Origin of the sequence: Mesorhizobium sp. M0217 (assembly GCF_040321955.1) — a bacterium.
Classification (GTDB): Bacteria; Pseudomonadota; Alphaproteobacteria; order Rhizobiales; family Rhizobiaceae; genus Mesorhizobium.
Genome location: NZ_JAMYSN010000002.1, coordinates 238,690 through 254,844 on the forward strand (window position 1 = coordinate 238,690; position 16,155 = coordinate 254,844).

Here is a 16,155-nt window from a genome sequence, read left to right on the forward strand (position 1 = left end):
AGTGGCGGCTTGGCCGGCAGGTTCGAAAATGACCATTTGGGCGGCAGACTGGGGGACAAATCAGAAAAAACCGCTCAAAACGGCACCAAAACCCTCTATTTTGCCGGCATTCGGCCCCATTGTTACATTATGGCAACAATGGGGGTCGAAACTTTCCGTTTACGTCAATATTAACGCAACGGAACGCCTGTTTTTCGAGCAAAAGAACCTTCGCGAAGCGCTGCAAGCGTCTCGCGAATCCGGCGCTCAGCCGGCGTCGCGCACCCGGGTCAACGCCACCGAAAGCTTCTCCTGCTGATCACGGTATTCTGCGAGTTTTTCGCGCTCGGCCGCGACGATCTCTTCCGGCGCGCTGGCGACGAACCGTTCGTTCGACAGCTTCTTGTGCAGCCGCGCGATTTCCTCGGTCACCTTGGCCAGTTCCTTCTGCAGCCGCGCCGCCTCGGCTGAGAGATCGATCAGGCTGCCGAGCGGCAGGCAGATCGTCGCCTCGTTGAGCACGATCTGGGCCGAGCCCTTGGGTGCGGCGTCCTGCTGCGAGATGTCGCCGACCCGCGCCAGCCGCTTGATGGCGGACGCATGGCGTTCCAGCCTCTGGTGAGTCTCGGCGCTGGCGCCGACCACCACCAGCGGCGCGATCGCCGCCGGGGGCACGTTCATTTCAGAGCGCACGGAGCGAATACCGGAGACCAGATCGACCAGCCAGTTGATGTCGGCGGCTGCATCGGCGTCCTCGAAGTCGGGCGACGGCCAGGCGGCGTGGCACAGCAGCGTTGCGCGCGTCCTGCCCTCACCTGCCGTCTGCGCCCACAGCTCCTCCGTCATGAACGGCATCATGGGGTGAAGCAGCTTGTAAATCTCGTCGAGCACGAAGGCGACGCAGGCGCGGCTTTCGGCTTTGGCCGCCTCGTCAGTGCCCATGAACACCGGCTTGAGCAGTTCGAGATACCAGTCGCAAAACAGGTTCCAGACGAAGCGGTAGGCAGCCCCTGCCGCCTCGTTGAAGCGGTATGAGGTGATGCCCTCGGTGATCGCGTGCGACGCCCGGGTCAATTCGGTCAGGATCCAGCGGTTGACCGGCAACTTGGCGTCGTTCAGCCAAAAATCGTCATTGCGCGCGACCTCGTTCATCTCGGCAAAGCGTGTCGCGTTCCACAGCTTGGTGCCGAAATTGCGGTAGCCGGCGATGCGCGCCGGATCGAGTTTCACGTCGCGCCCCTGCGCCGCCATCACCGTCAGCGTGAAGCGCAGTGCATCGGCGCCAAACTCGTCGATGAGGTCGAGCGGATCGATGACGTTGCCTTTCGACTTCGACATCTTCTGCCCGTTCTTGTCGCGCACCAGCGCATGCACATAAACGGTGTGGAACGGCTCCTCGTGCATGAAATGCAGGCCCATCATCATCATCCGGGCGACCCAGAAGAAGATGATGTCGAAACCGGTCACCAGCACGTCGGTCTGGTAATAGGTCTTCAGCTCCGGCGTATGATCCGGCCAGCCCAGTGTCGAGAACGGCCACAGTGCGGACGAGAACCAGGTGTCGAGCACATCCTCGTCGCGGCTCAGGATTTCGCCCGGCTTGAAGGTCTCGAGCTTGTCCTCGACCCAGGCCTTCCATGGACCTTCCAGCGCCAGATAATATTCGATCGCGGCGCCCAGCGCCTCTTCCTCGGTCTTCTCGACGAAGACCCGGCCGTCCGGCCCGTACCAGGCCGGGATCTGGTGACCCCACCATAGCTGGCGTGAAATACACCAGGGCTGGATGTTCTCCATCCAGTCGAAATAGGTCTTTTCCCAGTTCTTCGGCACGAAGTTGGTACGGCCTTCACGCACCGATGCGATCGCCGGCTTGGCCAGCTCGGCGGCGTTTGCATACCACTGCTCGGTCAGAAACGGCTCGATCGGCACGCCGCCGCGGTCGCCATGCGGCACGGCGTGGCGGTGCGGCTCGATCTTGTCGAGGAAGCCGCCGGTCTCCATCAGCTCGACGATTTTCTTGCGCGCGACGAAACGGTCGAGACCGTCGAGCTCGTCCCAGACGGCCTGACGCTCCGGCGTCACGTCGAGCCCGGCGAGAAAATCCTCATTATCCCTGAGCGTTATTGCCGCCTCGATGGTCAGGATGTTGATCGCCGGCAGCTTGTGGCGCTTGCCGACCTCGAAATCGTTGAAGTCGTGCGCCGGCGTGATCTTGACCGCGCCGGAACCCTTTTCCGGGTCGGAATACTCGTCAGCCACAACCGGGATTTTCCGGCCGACGATCGGCAGCACGACATTTTTCCCGACCAGATGCCGGTAGCGCTCGTCGTCCGGGTGCACGGCGACCGCCGTATCGCCAAGCATCGTCTCGGGCCGTGTCGTCGCCACGGTAATGAAGGTCGCCGAATTTTCCGGATCGAAAGTCTCGCCTTCGATCGGATAGCGGAAGTGCCAGAGATTGCCGTTGATCTCCTGGGGCTCGACCTCCAGGTCGGAGATCGCCGTCAACAGCTTCGGGTCCCAGTTCACAAGGCGCTTGTCCTTGTAGATCAGCCCTTCCTTGTAGAGGCTGACGAATACTTCGAGCACGGCCTTGGACAGGCCTTCATCCATGGTAAAACGTTCGCGCGACCAGTCCGCCGAGGCGCCGAGCCGCTTCAGCTGGTTGAAGATGGCGCCGCCGGACTCGGCCTTCCACTCCCAGACCTTGTCGATGAACTCCTCGCGGGTGAGATCGCGGCGATGGATCTGTTTCTCCATCAGCTGGCGCTCGACCACCATCTGCGTGGCGATGCCGGCATGGTCCATGCCCGGCTGCCACAGCACGTTCTTGCCGCGCATGCGCTCAAAGCGCACGAGTATATCCTGCAGCGTGTTGTTGAGTGCGTGGCCCATATGCAGCGAGCCGGTGACGTTGGGCGGCGGGATGACGATGGTAAAGGCCTCGGCCCCCTCTTCCGCACCTGCGCCGGCGCGAAATGCGTCCGCCTCTTCCCAGATTTTGGCGATCTTGGGTTCGACGGTCTTGGCGTCGTAGGTCTTTTCAAGCATGGGAAAGTGGTCCGCGCGGTCGGGAGTTTTGCTGACCCGGTGTAAATCGGAAGGTTTTGGCCAAGTCAACCGCGAGGGCTGCCTCAGTCCTTCAACGCAGATAGGCGGGGCCCTGGTCATTTCAACGGGAAGGCCATGCCCGCACCTTCATCGTCAGCGATCCCGACGGGAAGCTGATCGTGTTCGCGACATCGGCCGGAAGCTGACCTGCAGCGAAAGCTCCGCCCGAAGGCGGCGCTTTAATCCGGAACGGGCTGTGGTAATGCCTACTGCGCGCCGCGCGCGACGCGCTCGATTTCTTCGCGTACCAGGCGCTCGACCAGCGTCGGAAGGTTGTTGTCCAGCCAGTCCTGCAACATCGGCCGCAGCATCTCCTCGGCCATCTCGTCGAAGGTCTTCTTGCTGCGGCTGGCAAAGGCGTCGGAGAGCTCGCCGAAGGCCGCAGCGACCTGCCGTCCCGTATGTTCCGAAACGATCGCCGGCCGAACCGGAGTTGTATCGGCCGGGCGCGCGTGCTCGCTGCGCGAAGGATGAGGCTCGAAAGCCGGCTCGGCAGCGAGATCGTCTTCGAAAGCCTTGACCTCCGCGATTGCTGCCTGCCGATTTTCAGTCTCTGGCTGCCTGGTCTCCGGCTGCCTGATCTCGGGCTGCCGTACTGTCTCAGCCGGTTTTGTCTGATTGCCAACGGCCGCGATTTCGCGGCGCCAATCGGTGACTATCGAGTCGGTGGTTTCCGCCTTTGCCCGCACTGCAGCTTCTGCCCTGACGGCGGGAGCTGGCTCACTGGCTATCCTGGCGCTTACTTCCGCCAATGTCATCGGAGCATGCGCGGGTGGCGCGGCGGTCGTGGCATTTGCCGCAATGGCCGGCTTCACTGGCGACGGGTCGGAGCGCGGCTCCAGCCGCGCAACCACCGGCTCGGCCAGTTGGGCCTGCACCTCGGCCAGCGTCACCGGCTTCTTGCTTTCGGTCGAGCTGTGCAATTCGCTGCGGAATGCCTCGACATCCGAAACAGGCCCGGCGGCCGGCACAAGGTCCTGGCGCAACTCATCGGCGTCGCCCGGCAGCTTGCGGCCGGTGTCGCTGTCTTCGATGATCCTCCTGATGGAAGCCAGTATTTCTTCCATGGAAGGTTCGCGCTGTGCGCTGCTTGCCGTCGCCATCGTCACATCCGCCGCCCCCGCGCATGATCCCGAAAATCGATCTCGATTTTCGAAGAGGATCAGGCGCAAATCAAAGTTCTACAGCGTCCTTTGCGCATCCATCGGACGCGTGGCGCTGTAGTGACCCGTTCCTGGATTCCTGTCCGGCAAAGCCGGATACGAATCATGGCGACAGCGTAGCCGACGGATCGCCATCCGAGAATCCCCAATCTCGGAAGACGCCGGATTTCAACAATTTAGGCTACAAAAGACAAACGCCGCGCATCCATGGGAAGCGCGGCGTGAAATGCTTCAACCCTGGCGGGATTTGAGCCGCCCAGGTGGGCTCAACGACCGTCCGGCGTACGCAGCCCGATCCATTTGTCCTTGACGGCTCTGTAGTGCTCTTCAGGCTTGTACTTCACCACATTCAACGCCAGGCGATCGGCCGACAGGCGGCCCATGGCCGACAGGATGGCGTAGCTGGCTACAACCACATCGCGCTCGGAGCTGGCGAGGTCGATCTTTGCCGAGATGACGGCGTTCTGGGCATTCAACACGTCGAGCGTGGTGCGCTGTCCGACATTGCGCTCCTCGATGACGCCGTTGAGGGCCAACTGTGCAGCCGCGATCACCTGCCGATTAGCGTCGACGCTTTCCCGCGCTGCGATGTATTGCGTCCATGCCGAGGTCACGGCCTGGCGCACCGAGTCACGGCTGACATCCACCTCGATGCGAGCCTGGCTGAGCGATTCCTTCGACTGACGAACGAGTGCGGAGGTACGGCCGCCCGAATAGATCGGAACGGTCAGCGTCGCGCCGACCGTGGCGGCATTGGAGTCGCCGTCCGAATTCCCCGCGCCAGGTACAGTATTTTGATAGGCATGGGAAAGGCCGGCACTGGCAGTCAACTGCGGCAGCAACGCACCTTCCTGCGTCTTTACATCAAATCCCGCTGCATCGACGGAATGTAGGGCGGCCAGGATGGCCGGATGCTCGTTCGATGCAATGCCGATCGCCGCCTCGAGACTCCTCGGCAACAGCTTCGCCAACGGCGACGCGGCCTTGAGCTTGCCCGGCTCGTCACCGACGATCTGATGATAGGTTGCTGCACTGGCCAGAGCCTGCGCACGGGCAGCACTCAATTGCGCCACCGCGGCCGAACGAGACGCGTCGGCCTGCGCCACATCGGTGCGCGTGCCCTCGCCGACCTCGAAGCGCGAGCGTGCCGCCCGCGCCTGCTCGGTCAGGAACTGCAGATTCTGTTCGGTCAGCACCGCCACCTGGCGGTCGCGAATCACGTCCATATAGGCGCTCGCCGCGTTGAACAGCGTGTTCTCTTCGGTGTTGCGCAGGCCCTCGACCGAGGCCCTCACCTGTGCAGCGGCCGACGCGACCCTGTTCTTGGTCTGGAAGCCGTCGAACAGCGTCTGGTCAATCCGAACGCCGAAGCTGCCGGTGGTCAATGCCAGGCTCGCGTTCCTGCCGTTTAGGTGCCTGGAGGTGTAATCGATGTCAGCCGAACCAGTGATCACCGGGCGATAGCCCGACTTGGCGATCGCCACGCCCTCATCGGTGACGCGCACGCCGGCACGGGCCGAATTCAGCGAGGAATTGTTCTGGTAGGCCTTGGAAAGCGCGCCGAGAATGGTTTCCGCCGAGGCGGCTATCGGCGAAAGCGCTGTCGCGGAAATGAGGACGGTAACAAACAGACTCTTGGCTAAGGACGGCACTTTATATCCCTCATTCGTTTTGCACGGGAACCACGCCACGCCAGCCCATCCCTAGGGATCGGCCAGCGCCGCGTCGATCTATCGTTCCCCCGCTGACAGCTCCCGAAACCCCGGTTAACCAATCAGCAACGATTGTTCAATCGTAAGCCAACATGACAGAGTCTTTGCTGCAAGGCAAAATCACTTAGAACTCGAAGGCATGAATGCGTTCAAATCCGGGTAGTGGCTTAATTGCCGCATTAAATGCCCGTCTTCCGGTTACAACCCCCCCTGCGTTGAAAAAGAGCCGGGCTACGCCCGCATTGCCCTGCCCTTCCACAGCCACCAGCCGGCCGCCTTCGGCAAGCTGGTCAAGCAGCGCCGCAGGCACTTTCTCGACGCTGCCGCCGATGAGAATCACATTGTAGGGCGCCTTGGCGGCATGACCTTGCGGCAGTGGGCCGGTGACCACCGTGACGTTATCGCAGCCCTGCGCCGAAAGCGCCGCTTTGGCTGCTTCCGCCAGTGCTGTATCGCTTTCCAGCGCCACGACGGATTTGGCCAACCTGGACAGCAGCGCCGCGGAATACCCGGTGCCGCAGCCGACATCGAGCACCGAATCGCCAGCGTCGATCTCGGCCAACTGCAAAAGCTTGGCCAATGGCGACGGCTCCATGAGGTAGCGCGCACCGCTGCCATTGGTGCCGTCGGAGATGCGGATATCCTCGTCAATATAGGCGAGAGCCTGTTGGCCGGCCCCGACAAAGGCCTCGCGCGGCACGGCAAGCATGGCATCGAGCAATGCTGCGTCGGTCACATCCGTGGTGCGGACCTGGCCGTCGACCATCTTGACGCGAAGTTCGGAAAAATCAGCGCTCATGTCCCAACCAATCCGTCAAAAAGCCAATGCGCTGAAATGCGCTTGTCGCGCCGACACTGCGGCGCATTCGCCCGGAACTCAAGCCCCCGACATGCGGGAGCTGAAGCGACTGGAGGCCTCGCCCGGAATCGAACCGGGGTGCAAGGATTTGCAGTCCTCTGCGTAACCACTCCGCCACGAGGCCTCATCGCTCCCGGCGAGCGAACTCAATATGGTGGCAGCGAAAGGTCGTCAAGCGTGCGCGCGGCATTCCGGCGTGCTTTCCTCATCAGCCTCCGCAACGTGGTTCCCGAGCGGTTTCAGCGGCTGGCGCCGGCATATTGGCCGCTCGTCAAGCATGGCTGCGCGACCGGCGAAACTCGAACCCGCAGCTTTACGCAGCGGGTGCAAACCGGCTTTCACCGCATATCGCGCGCGGCTGGCACCAGCAGTTGCCGTTCTCAAGGAGATCTTGAGGGGGAAATCTGCGACGGGCTGGAAAAGCGAAGCGGCCGCTCCGGGATCGCGCGCCATCGCTTTCAACTTGGCCGGCGACGCCGTTCCCACCAGACGACGAACCGGCGCCGCAGGCGGCGCACCGCGGCAAATTCGTAGGAAAGCACCAAAAGGCCGAGCGGAATCATCCAAAAGCCGAGAATCGGCAGGAAGCCGAGAAGGCCGAAAAACACCAGAACGATACCGATGGCGATCCTCAGCCCGCGCGAGCGCGGCATGGTGAACTCGCGCCCGAACACCGAGATTTTCCGCGCCGGTGCCTGGTTTTCGTCTGCTGCAGTCATGTCGAAAGTCGATCCGGTTGCCTTCGATAAAGCCATATGCGCTAAAGGCTGCAATCGCCGTTCAGGTTCCGCCGACCAAGGTCCGACGGCGCCCAAGACGGCTCATATGTGGTGTCATCCGGCGATTGCCAGAAACCATTGGGTGAAAATGCGCTAAAAAATGCGAAATGCTTCTTTGCAAAGCCGAAAAGGGTTTGCTATAGGCTGCGCCACTCACATGAGAGCCTCTATTCCCCGGTAGCTCAGTGGTAGAGCAACCGGCTGTTAACCGGTTGGTCGCTGGTTCGAATCCGGCCCGGGGAGCCAATTTCCAAACACTTAGCCCGCTTTCCCTTTCCTGAGCGTTTACTTGAGTTCCGGACAGGGCAACATCTGGGGCAACGATGACCTTCGCCCTTGCAATGGTTACTGCTCGCGTGGCGTTCGTCGGCGCAGACCGTCTATACAGCGGCGTGGACAGCATGAAGTCGTTCGCGGCCACCAAGATGGCCAGGCTGGAAACCGCCGACGGTCACGGCTTCATCACCTATGCTGGCGCCGGCGCCAGATCAGGTAGCAAGCCTTTCGAAGTCAGCGAGTGGATCGAGGGCGTTCTGCGCGGAGCGAACCGCACGCTCGATCAGACCTTGCGGGAAATTGCCGCTGCTGCCGAAGAGCAGGGCTTCGATAAACACGCCCCCGGCCACACGTTCGGGTATGTGGGCTTCATCGACGGGAAGGCCCGAGTTGCGGCTATTACGTCGCTGGACCAGATGCAAATGAGGCTGGAGACGGGTGCCTCGACTATCGATACGAAAGGCCAAACCAAATTTCGGGTGATGGACTTGAAGCTCGGGCCGCGTGTTTATAGCTTTGGCATCGCTCTCGGCTCAGGCGCTCCCCACTTCCTGCCCGTGACGATTATGCAAACAATGACGAGACAGGCCGCTCGTGCCAGAACGAAGGAGCGTGCGGCCGATCGTCTCTGCGCATGGTTCGTGCGAATGAACAGGGAGATCAGCGCGAAGGAGCCGGCGACCGTGGGACCGCAAGCACTTTGCGCATGGGCTTACCGCGAAGGCGGCGGGGCGCATTCAGCTTATGATGCCGATGGCCGTCGAATCAACAATACAAGCATGCTGCCATTGATCTCGAAAGGCTTCCCGATGAACCAAGTGCTCGGGCCACTCTGGGAACATGTTCAACGGCAGATGGCGACGGGGTGGAAGACCGGTGAAGCTCCCCCTGTGCCATCGCAGGAAGAACTGAATGCAATTGCTCGGTCCATTGACGATCGACCGCAGCGGAAATTCTAAAAAGCAGCCCGCCATAGCAAGACAGGGGGCTGGTTGTTTCGGCACGGAATGATCTAGCGCGCCCAGCCCGGCACCGCGGGGCGGCGGGCCATTTATCGCCAATTGGCGAAAGGTCAGTCGCGAAGGATGCGCGTCACCCCCGGTATGATCTTCAGCAGAGGTACGTCGCCGATCTCGCCGCTTCGCCAGCGCCCCCAATCGCGCACGACGTCTTCACATAGGCCTGCGTCACATCAGGGCGGCGCTGCGCAAACTCTCGTAGGATTGCCTTCCCGATCGCATAGCCCGAGCCTGAGAAGAGCGCGAGCCCGCCGAGGCCGCTGATGTCGCAGGCATCCTCAAGGCTCCAGGCTTCCAGCCCGACGCCGCTTTGCCCCGTACGGTTGCCCCAGCCAAGGCTCGGCTCGTAGTCCCCTTCGTCCTGCGAATCGTGTCGTCTTGGACGTCGCCACCGTGCTCGTTCTCCTCCTCGCGCTCGCGTCCTGGGCGTGCAATTCCAATTGGCTGCCATATCCCCATCCGAGGCTTTCCTCGAGATCAGGATCCGGGCTCATGGCTCGAGCAGGTCGATCAGTCGCTCTATCGTGGTTGCTATCCCCAGGCGGTCGTTTTCCGCCACGGTGAGGAAGATTGCCCCGTCTTCACGGCGCATGTCAGGTTGATGGATGGTCATGATGTAGGCTCTCTGGTTTCGGCTTCTCACGGCCGGTTGCCAGTGGACAGCACTGGCGCCGGGAGGGTGAGAACATGGCCAGAGACCATGCGCGAACGGCCTTTCCCTTTCGGGTCTTGTATAGCCGCCGCTCTCCCGGCATAGTGCTGCCGTTCGCTCCGACGGCTAAGTCGGCTCGTTCTACCCGTTGGCAATATCGATCCTTGGAGGGATCGCCCCGCCAATGCTCTGGGTGCAGATGGCCCGGCAGGGCCATCCGCGGGAGTTCTCACGCTCCGCCGGTGATGATGCGCCGACACCTTTAAAAACTCAAGCACGCCCTTGCGGGGGCGAAGCTTGCGCGCGATGCTTCAGCCATGAAAGCGATGCTTTGTTCGTTGGTGATGGGTGCGACGATCTGCACCGCGGGCGCCGAAACTACTAAGCGGGAGGCGTTCGAAGCCTGCCTTGGCGCCGGGATCGACCGGTTCAAAGGCCTCTGCGAGCCGGCCGACCTACTGGCCAGGGCAATCCTCTTCGAGTGCAACCCGCAACTCACCGACCTCCTGATATCGATGCCGCTGGGGCCTAGCAATGATAGAGTCGCTTTGGCAGAGAAGCACCGGCGGGACAAAACCGAAGAGGTCTTAACCCTCTTGCTAGAGCACCGGCTGCAACATCCCTGTCGGTAGCAACAGTCCGCGAAAAGAGGAATTATCCCATGGTAGATGATGTATATCTGCAAGCCTACCGAGACGGCGGCTTGAATGCCGTCAACGATCTTCTCAAGGAGCATTTCCCGACCAACCGCGATCGGGTGATGGTCATGGAGGGTCTTCAGGACACCGGCTATTGGGCGATCACCTGGCATGAGAAGAAACACCCGGACGGCGGAATGTACCGCGATTTCGGACGTGTGAAGGCGTACCTCGGCGACGGGGACGAATAGGATTATCCGGCCGCTTCATGCCCTTTGGCGCCGGCTCCTATCGGCCGATATGCCTTCGCAATTGCCTTAGAGGGGCAGTCCAACGCCAACTCTTCGAGCGCTTGAGCGCCTCCATCTCCATCTTCATAGCGTCCCTTTCAATCGCGAGAGCCTGTACTTCTACCGCAAGCGCCTCGGCTCGGCCGTCATCTGGGGCAGCGGGGGGAGGAGGTGGTGTGGGTGGCGAGTCGGGTGTAGCCAGCTTTTCGAGACGGTCGAGCGCAAGTCGGTTCACGGCGTCGGCTGCGGCTTCCCGAATGAGCGCGGTCCAGCCATCGGGATCGACACACATGATGTCCCAGAAGACCTTTTGTTCCAGGTGTCCTGTCGGAATGGCGACCCGTAGCGGCGCCGGAAACCAGATCGACGTCTCACACGCTTTGATGAAGCCCGTCAGCCTCGCGAATCCGGAGTCTCTGAGGTTTTTCCACTTAGCGGAGAAATGCAGGCACGTAGGAAGGCGAAGGTAGCGCACGGCGGCGAAGCCCTTTGTGAGCACGATCCGACGCCAGATCTCCCAGTCTCCCGCCCCGTTCACATCTTCTGGCCACACCGTCCGCTCTGCAAGAGCGCTGGCGCGATATACGACGCCTGAGGCCGCTATCGTGTTCCCTCTCGCCATGAATTGGCGCCGCTCTTCGGGAAAAAACAGGTTGGTAAGATCAGGACCGCAAATGCCGTCGGTCGAGACCCAGAGGACCTGGCCGTAGACAAGTGCCACCGACGGATCGACGAACTGGCCGCGCATGAGTGCAAGATGATCCGGCATCATCAGGTCATCGTCGGCGGCGAAGGCTATCAATTCCCCGCGTGACGATCGAAGCGCCAGATTTCGATTGGCATAGCCAAAGTGAGGCGCCTTGGGGAAATCAAACCAACGAATGCGCGGGTCGGAAAAGCTTTTCACGACCGCTTCGGTCTCCGGTGCTGCACCGTCGCCAACGACCAGAAGCTCGAACGATTGCTCCGTCTGCGCCAGCACCGACTGGATGGCATAGGCAAGAGAGTCGGGACGATTATGGGTCGGCATCAGAACGCTGAAGAGCGGCGGAGCGTCGTCTACCATCCCTTGAGGCCGCCAAAGTCGACCGGGATCAAATCGGTATCCAGCGGCAGCCGGTATTTGTCGGGATTGGCGTGGTCATATTGCATTGTAGGAAAATTGATTGCTCTAACGTCCCTCGCGCCGATGTTGTGGTCCGCGTGCCAGACGAATCTGGGGATGTTCATCAGGCGTGGCCGGGCTGAAGACAGAACAATCCGAAATACCTGTCCGCAGGTGCTCGACTCGGGCCTTGGGTCATACAGGACGACCTCCATCTCGCCATCGACAACGAAGTATCGATCCTCGTGAAGCTTATGCAGCGCCCAACCCTTCACCGTTCTCGGTCGTATGGTAAACATGTAGCAAAAAACAAGCGGATCGGGATGCCAATTCCAGCGAGGGTCGTAGACCTCGGTGACGCTTCCCCTGTCGTCGAGGTGAGCGGTCATGTCGTGAAACGTCACGCCGTCGGGGACCTTGCCGATCGGCTCGCCGGATCGAACCGTCTCCTGATCCTTCTGGGCCCCTGCCAATGTCTTATCGAGAATGCTCTGCGTCATAGGACTCATCCAATCTAACTAGCTTTGGCAGCGCTCCTCATGCCCTTCTTTTAACTGTCTTTCAACGGCAGCGTGGAAGGCCACGCAATCGAAGAGGACGGCACTGTAGCCAATTTCTCCGATTGGAGAGTGGAGCGGAACTGCCGTTTGACTTTCGGTTCGACGACATCACCCGGCTGCGCCAACCGCTGCCGGCGTCTTGCTATACCGCAAGCGCAAGGCCCTTGCGCTTGCGGTAGCCGTCATAAACACGCTGGGTCACGCCCTTCATGGTCGGGCCGTCGGCAGGATGGTTGGAGTAGCCGCGTTCGTGCACCAGCACGAGGTCAAGGCTTTGCTTCTCGCGAGAAACAGCATGCGAGTTCCTTTCCGCCAACTGGCGGGCTGGACGAAGCGCGCGCGAGCAAATATCAGACGGCCGGGCGGGGTATTACTTTGCGGAGGAAACAACTTTGGACCGTCTCGAACAGTTGCGGAGAAATATCGACAAAACCAGCATGTCGATAATTGAAATCGGGCCGTTCTTCAGCCCGATCGCTCCGAGGGCGGACGGCTGGGATACGACAATAGTGGACTTCCAGGACGGCGATGCTTTGCGCGAGATGGCCCGTGGTCACACGGCCGAAGTCATCCGCAACAAGGTTGACGAGATTGAAAATGTCGACATCGTCTGGACCGGCCAGCCCTTGGACGAAGCCGCCCTGGCCGTCCGGCCGGATGGTTTTGATTGCCTCATCGCCAGCCACGTGATCGAGCATACGCCGGACCTTATTCGCTTCCTGCAGCAATGCTCCCGCCTGTTGAAGCCGGACGGCATCATTTCGCTGGCCGTTCCCGATATGCGAAAATGCTTCGACCTGCTCAAGTCTCCCACCAGCCTGCGCGAAATTCTCACCGCCTACCGGGAAGGCCGCATCAGGCATTCACCGGAAGCGCTGTTTGAGGGGCGATGCTCGGCGGCGACACGCGGCGGAAAGTCGGCGTGGATCAAAGGCGATCACTCGCCGCTCGGCTACGCCCACAGCCTTGAAGCGGCATGGACGGAATATCAGGGCGACCTTAAAGGCGACATGTCCGACAGCAGGCCCTATGTCGACAACCACGCATGGTTCTTCACGCCGGCGATGTTCGAGCTGGCGATTTTCGAGTTGAACGCGCTCAAGCTTGTCAACTTTAAGATCGCCTTCATCGAAGAGAATATCGGTTCGGAGTTCGTGGTGCAGCTGCGCCGCAGCGACACCCATGCGGCGCTTTCCAACGACGCCCTAAACGCCGTCCGCATCAACCTCGCTCTGCGGCATCACGCGGAATTCGATGCCGAAGTCGGGCCGGATTATCGCGAAATCCAGCCGGTGAAGATCGAGCGGGAAATCGTCAAGGTGCCGGCCGCCAGAGACACCATCCCCACGCGGGAACTGGTTAGCCTGCTGGCAACACGCATCCGGCGCAGGGTCGGCCTGGACTAGTTGATCAGGCCGTGCGTCCGCAGAGCGTCTTCTAGCGTCTATTTCGGGTTCATCGGGAACCAGGCGTCGAGGTTTTCCCCGGCTGCCTTGCAAACCGGATGGCACGTTCCGGGTTCTCCCGGATCGCCTTCGAAATCGCGTCGACGCTTCGAATTTTGCCCTACTGGGGTCAGTGTGTCAGCACCGCCGAGCGCCTGGGAAATACACTTCTTTGAAGAAATTTTGTGCGAACAAACCCGCGTGCTGGTTTAGAGCGCAATCAGCACTGGCAAATCAGGATAGCTTGCTTTTCTCTTCATCCCTATAAGCGATGATGCGAGTGACGATCGACTTGCGAGGCGGCGCGGCGCCAAGGAATAGCTTGGCACCGGTCTCAATGAAATTGGCAGTAGGGCTGCCGGCGCTCTCCGATATCTTTATATAAGCAATCGGCACTTTAAACGCCGCGCACCAGAGCCGAGCAAGGCCACGTATGAGCCCATCGATCTCGGGCTGCTCGTTTTTCGTCGGTCGACCCTCAACCATTTTTCCATGCCGTCAGCCATAGCGGTCACGCTCGCAAGCAGGCGGTGAAGCACCCGTTTAGCGATCTCGACGTCACCCTCGGTGAACTCAGCCGGAACGAGGCATGCGTTTAGTTCTTCTTCCGATATGGGGACCGGAGCTGCGTCGTCCCAACTATCAGGCACGCGCACACCCGCCCCAAACTCGGTAGCCGTCGACAACTCGAGCTTTTGGCTATCCGAATACTGCACGGTGGACGACACCGCCTCCTGGAGCCTTTTCCATTCATCGACGGTCCCTTGATGTGTTCCCTTTTTCCGCCGCTCAGCCGACCAATGAAACGTATTTGCAATGTCGTGCAGCTTCGTTCTCAGCCAATCGCCATGAGGCATGGAAAACCCTTGGGATTCAGCATTGAAAGGATCTCTCGTTCGGCTCGCTCCGAGAAATCGTGCTGATAGTTGAAATTGAGGGTCATTGACCGGCCGCCTTTATCTGGATGACATTGTTGGCCGTCTTGCGGCCTGTCAGCGCCACAAGCGCGCCCTCCCAGCGCGTCAGGGCGTCTCGCTTCACCTTGAGGCGGTCAGACTGGTTGTACGTCCTGACTAGCGCCGTAGGCACATGCCCGATGACAGCCTCGGCAACCTCGTCCATCACGTCGAGCTCGGACAGCCGGGTGCGAACCGTCCGGCGGATGTCATGATTGACCCACGCCGGCAGCTTGGCCTCTTGATCGTCTTTCCGAAGCGCTGCGAGCATGGCGGCGTCAATCCGCAGCTTGACCTTATGGCCGATCGTCACCGGTCCCGCGCCGTCGAGCGAGCAAAGCCAGTTGCATTTCTTTAACCGCGGCAACTTGGCGATGATGCCGAGCGCTTCGTCAGTGAGAGGCACAACGTGATCGCGGCCGGACTTGAAGCACGCCGCCGGCACAGTCAGCGTCTTGCGGTCAACGTCGACTTCGGTCCATGACGCCTGGGCGATATCGTTGAGGCGCTGGCCGGTCAGCAGCAGCAGCCGATAGACGGCGCTGTAGACGTCGCCAGCGGCCGTGGCAGTCCAGAGCGCCCCAATCTCAGCATCGGTCAGGACGCGGTCCCTTGATCCCTTCTCGCCGATGGTGGTGCGCACCTTCTTTGCCCGGAAGGGTGAGGCGGTGATCAGGTCGTCATCGACACACCAGCCGAAGAACGTCCCGATCTTCTGGGCGATGTTGAGCGCCTGCCGCTGCGCGCCGCGCGCATAGATCGGTTCGACCACTTCCATGATGTCGGCGTTGGTGAGGGTGGCGACGTCCCTGCCCTTCCACTTCGGCAGGCATTCCCGGTTGAGGTCGCGCTCGTCCTCGTCGGCCTTGCGGATGCCATCGCGGCGCCGGGCTTTGATGAACCGTTCAAGGATGGTTTCGAAAGACCGGTCACGGCTCTCTGTCGCTGCCCTCGCCGCCGCCTGCCGCTCCTCGTCAGCCTGGACCTTCGGGTCAATGCCGCGATCAATGAGCGCTGCCCACTGCCTCGCCTTGGTGCGTGCCGCTTCAAGCGACATGACGTCGTACTCTCCCAGCGCGCGGCGGGCTGAGTTGCAACACCGAAACGGGCGATGTAGACAAAGCTGACTTGTCCGGCCTTAAGCTTTGAACCGTTGGACGGCTCCTTGTCGGTTACGCGGACGCCCATGCTCGGGACTTGGGCATCCATGATCACGTATCGCTTGCCAGGAGCAGCCGGCTTCAAAGCCTTCAGGCGGTTGTCGGTCAGGGTCTCGCGGGGCATTAGGGCTCTCCGGGGCAACGTCGGGGCAACAGGATGCAACTGCTGCCTATGTTGCCCTGTGTGCTCTAATGTGCAACAGGAAAGCTGAAATCGTTATGAAACAAGGGGTTTTTCAGGAGTGGAACAACCGGGATATGGCGCTGGTGGGCTATCCCGAGAGCGGCTGTTAACCGGTTGGTCTCTGGTTCGAATCCGGCCCCGGGGAGCCACCGCCTTTTCTAAGCCGTGGTGCGATATTGTACACTACAGCGCCATTGTCCGCGCACTTCGGTCCGCTGAGCTTCTGCCAGAACGGCTGGTAACAGCTACGAAGCCGATCGAGGCAGT

General features: G+C 60.9%; 16 protein-coding genes and 2 tRNA genes. 6 read left to right on the forward strand and 12 right to left on the reverse strand.

Annotated elements, in window-relative coordinates; translation table 11 throughout:
• The first annotated feature begins 28 nt into the window (after positions 1–28).
• The gene (locus tag NKJ18_RS05730; protein WP_352757943.1) at positions 29–298 is read left to right on the forward strand and encodes a hypothetical protein; all 270 of its coding nucleotides are present in this window, start codon (positions 29–31) and stop codon (positions 296–298) included.
• Here the strand turns inward: NKJ18_RS05730 and NKJ18_RS05735 are convergent.
• The 6 genes from NKJ18_RS05735 to NKJ18_RS05760 all read right to left on the reverse strand — a co-directional run bounded on the left by NKJ18_RS05735 (position 247) and on the right by NKJ18_RS05760 (position 7,543).
• Entirely contained in the window at positions 247–3,030 is a 2,784-nt protein-coding gene (locus NKJ18_RS05735) for a valine--tRNA ligase (RefSeq protein WP_352757944.1), read from the reverse strand. The two genes, NKJ18_RS05730 and NKJ18_RS05735, sit on opposite strands and share 52 nt — an antisense overlap.
• A gap of 266 nt (positions 3,031–3,296) precedes the next feature.
• A complete protein-coding gene (locus NKJ18_RS05740; RefSeq protein ID WP_352757945.1) occupies positions 3,297–4,193 on the reverse strand; it encodes a PopZ family protein in 897 nt (298 codons plus the stop codon).
• A 326-nt stretch (positions 4,194–4,519) separates the two neighbouring features.
• Positions 4,520–5,905 carry a TolC family outer membrane protein gene (locus NKJ18_RS05745; protein WP_023667706.1) on the reverse strand — a complete coding sequence of 462 codons (1,386 nt, stop codon included), beginning with the start codon at positions 5,903–5,905 and terminating at the stop codon, positions 4,520–4,522.
• Between the two features lie 184 nt (positions 5,906–6,089).
• Positions 6,090–6,764: a protein-L-isoaspartate O-methyltransferase family protein gene (locus NKJ18_RS05750; RefSeq protein ID WP_023744773.1), complete on the reverse strand. Its 675-nt coding sequence runs from the start codon at positions 6,762–6,764 to the stop codon at positions 6,090–6,092.
• A gap of 110 nt (positions 6,765–6,874) precedes the next feature.
• Positions 6,875–6,948, reverse strand: a tRNA-Cys gene (locus NKJ18_RS05755).
• Positions 6,949–7,282: 334 nt separating this feature from the next.
• On the reverse strand, positions 7,283–7,543 hold the full coding sequence (locus NKJ18_RS05760; RefSeq protein WP_031203994.1) for a PGPGW domain-containing protein: 261 nt from the start codon (positions 7,541–7,543) through the stop codon (positions 7,283–7,285).
• A gap of 231 nt (positions 7,544–7,774) precedes the next feature.
• On the opposite strand from NKJ18_RS05760, the gene NKJ18_RS05765 reads away from it, so the two are divergent.
• Positions 7,775–7,849 (forward strand) — tRNA-Asn (locus tag NKJ18_RS05765).
• A 77-nt stretch (positions 7,850–7,926) separates the two neighbouring features.
• Positions 7,927–8,838, forward strand: coding sequence for a hypothetical protein (locus NKJ18_RS05770; protein WP_352757946.1), 912 nt, complete (start codon positions 7,927–7,929; stop codon positions 8,836–8,838).
• A 550-nt stretch (positions 8,839–9,388) separates the two neighbouring features.
• Here the strand turns inward: NKJ18_RS05770 and NKJ18_RS05775 are convergent.
• Entirely contained in the window at positions 9,389–9,511 is a 123-nt protein-coding gene (locus NKJ18_RS05775) for a hypothetical protein (RefSeq protein WP_280790514.1), read from the reverse strand.
• Positions 9,512–9,867: 356 nt separating this feature from the next.
• Between NKJ18_RS05775 and NKJ18_RS05780 the strand changes: the two genes are divergently transcribed.
• Both NKJ18_RS05780 and NKJ18_RS05785 read left to right on the forward strand, forming a co-directional pair.
• Positions 9,868–10,182 carry a hypothetical protein gene (locus tag NKJ18_RS05780; RefSeq protein WP_023739027.1) on the forward strand — a complete coding sequence of 105 codons (315 nt, stop codon included), beginning with the start codon at positions 9,868–9,870 and terminating at the stop codon, positions 10,180–10,182.
• A 29-nt stretch (positions 10,183–10,211) separates the two neighbouring features.
• Positions 10,212–10,439, forward strand: coding sequence for a hypothetical protein (locus tag NKJ18_RS05785; RefSeq protein WP_352536929.1), 228 nt, complete (start codon positions 10,212–10,214; stop codon positions 10,437–10,439).
• A 37-nt stretch (positions 10,440–10,476) separates the two neighbouring features.
• Here the strand turns inward: NKJ18_RS05785 and NKJ18_RS05790 are convergent, their stop codons facing one another.
• The 3 genes from NKJ18_RS05790 to NKJ18_RS05800 form a co-directional block, all read right to left on the reverse strand.
• Positions 10,477–11,544 (reverse strand): glycosyltransferase family 2 protein, encoded by a 1,068-nt coding sequence (locus tag NKJ18_RS05790; RefSeq protein WP_023746767.1) that lies wholly within the window; start codon positions 11,542–11,544, stop codon positions 10,477–10,479.
• A complete protein-coding gene (locus tag NKJ18_RS05795; protein WP_023681672.1) occupies positions 11,538–12,083 on the reverse strand; it encodes a cupin domain-containing protein in 546 nt (181 codons plus the stop codon). Before NKJ18_RS05795 ends, NKJ18_RS05790 begins: the two co-directional genes overlap by 7 nt.
• Before the next feature lie 202 nt (positions 12,084–12,285).
• Positions 12,286–12,405, reverse strand: a complete 120-nt coding sequence (locus NKJ18_RS05800) for a glycosyl hydrolase 108 family protein (protein WP_245274389.1) — start codon at positions 12,403–12,405, stop codon at positions 12,286–12,288.
• Between the two features lie 130 nt (positions 12,406–12,535).
• Between NKJ18_RS05800 and NKJ18_RS05805 the strand changes: the two genes are divergently transcribed.
• On the forward strand, positions 12,536–13,549 hold the full coding sequence (locus NKJ18_RS05805; RefSeq protein WP_352757947.1) for a class I SAM-dependent methyltransferase: 1,014 nt from the start codon (positions 12,536–12,538) through the stop codon (positions 13,547–13,549).
• A gap of 416 nt (positions 13,550–13,965) precedes the next feature.
• Here the strand turns inward: NKJ18_RS05805 and NKJ18_RS05810 are convergent, their stop codons facing one another.
• Positions 13,966–14,445, reverse strand: coding sequence for a hypothetical protein (locus NKJ18_RS05810; RefSeq protein WP_352757948.1), 480 nt, complete (start codon positions 14,443–14,445; stop codon positions 13,966–13,968).
• Between the two features lie 82 nt (positions 14,446–14,527).
• Complete coding sequence (locus NKJ18_RS05815) at positions 14,528–15,619, reverse strand: tyrosine-type recombinase/integrase (protein WP_352758016.1); 1,092 nt, start codon at positions 15,617–15,619, stop codon at positions 14,528–14,530.
• Between the last annotated feature and the right edge of the window lie 536 nt (positions 15,620–16,155).

Bases quoted from the DNA above. Each gene is read 5' to 3' on its own strand.
- NKJ18_RS05780 (WP_023739027.1), top strand. From the start codon at position 9,868: ATGAAAGCGATGCTTTGTTCGTTGGTGATGGGTGCGACGATCTGCACC.
- NKJ18_RS05790 (WP_023746767.1), bottom strand. From the start codon at position 11,544: ATGGTAGACGACGCTCCGCCGCTCTTCAGCGTTCTGATGCCGACCCAT.
- NKJ18_RS05795 (WP_023681672.1), bottom strand. From the start codon at position 12,083: ATGACGCAGAGCATTCTCGATAAGACATTGGCAGGGGCCCAGAAGGAT.
- NKJ18_RS05735 (WP_352757944.1), bottom strand. From the start codon at position 3,030: ATGCTTGAAAAGACCTACGACGCCAAGACCGTCGAACCCAAGATCGCC.
- NKJ18_RS05775 (WP_280790514.1), bottom strand. From the start codon at position 9,511: ATGACCATCCATCAACCTGACATGCGCCGTGAAGACGGGGCAATCTTC.
- NKJ18_RS05810 (WP_352757948.1), bottom strand. From the start codon at position 14,445: ATGCCTCATGGCGATTGGCTGAGAACGAAGCTGCACGACATTGCAAAT.
- NKJ18_RS05785 (WP_352536929.1), top strand. From the start codon at position 10,212: ATGGTAGATGATGTATATCTGCAAGCCTACCGAGACGGCGGCTTGAAT.
- NKJ18_RS05770 (WP_352757946.1), top strand. From the start codon at position 7,927: ATGACCTTCGCCCTTGCAATGGTTACTGCTCGCGTGGCGTTCGTCGGC.
- NKJ18_RS05740 (WP_352757945.1), bottom strand. From the start codon at position 4,193: ATGGCGACGGCAAGCAGCGCACAGCGCGAACCTTCCATGGAAGAAATA.
- NKJ18_RS05760 (WP_031203994.1), bottom strand. From the start codon at position 7,543: ATGACTGCAGCAGACGAAAACCAGGCACCGGCGCGGAAAATCTCGGTG.
- NKJ18_RS05730 (WP_352757943.1), top strand. From the start codon at position 29: ATGACCATTTGGGCGGCAGACTGGGGGACAAATCAGAAAAAACCGCTC.
- NKJ18_RS05750 (WP_023744773.1), bottom strand. From the start codon at position 6,764: ATGAGCGCTGATTTTTCCGAACTTCGCGTCAAGATGGTCGACGGCCAG.